The following is a 649-nucleotide window of genomic DNA, read 5'->3' as shown; positions in this document are numbered from 1 at the left end:
CTTTTCATCTCTGACAGGTGTGACGCACGACATCAGAAAGCAAAGACGTATTCAGCGAGAAGGGCACAGAGCCTATCTAGTTTGTCCTTCAGAAGAGCAAATGCAAGATCCAAATAATCCTGTTAGTGCTTATTTAAACCAAATTACGTTAGAAGAAAGGACAAAAAATAGAACTTTCGAAAAACGTCCACATTGGTTTGCACCGGGATATGGTATTGATGGGATAGTAGCCGATTGTTTTCTATCTTATATGATTCATTTGGGGCCAAGGATGGTAGTAAACAAGGCGAAGTTGAATTGTACTAATTCCATTCATAAAGTTATTTTTCGAGAAAATACGCCTGCAAAAGTTAAGCAGGCATTTACTTTAACATTGCTTTCAACTTATTCGCAGTTTTCGGCAGAGGTAGAAGGGCGAGCTTATAGCTCTGGTGTACTTAAAATTGAACCGTCAGCTGGTAGAAATATAAAGGTACTATATACAACAGAGTGTGTTGAAGACTTAATATCAATCAAAGTTGAAGTTGAAAGAGAAATCCAAAGAGGCAATTATGATAGGGTTGCCGAATTAGTAGATGGTGTACTAATTGAACATGGACTGATTACGGAACAACATTGTCAGTTTTTGAAAATTGGTGTGCAAACACTT

The 649-nt window shown here is 37.6% G+C and carries 1 pseudogene; it reads left to right on the top strand.

Annotation, left to right across the window (positions count from 1 at the left end):
• Positions 1-100: 100 nt before the first annotated feature.
• A pseudogene (locus IQR33_RS12670) lies at positions 101-649 on the top strand (SAM-dependent methyltransferase); the annotation flags it as partial.

It is taken from the genome of Vibrio sp. OPT46, assembly GCF_015163535.1.
GTDB lineage: Bacteria > Pseudomonadota > Gammaproteobacteria > Enterobacterales > Vibrionaceae > Vibrio > Vibrio alginolyticus.
The sequence above is the reverse complement of the archived record's forward strand: the minus strand, read 5'-3'. Positions and strand labels throughout refer to the sequence as shown.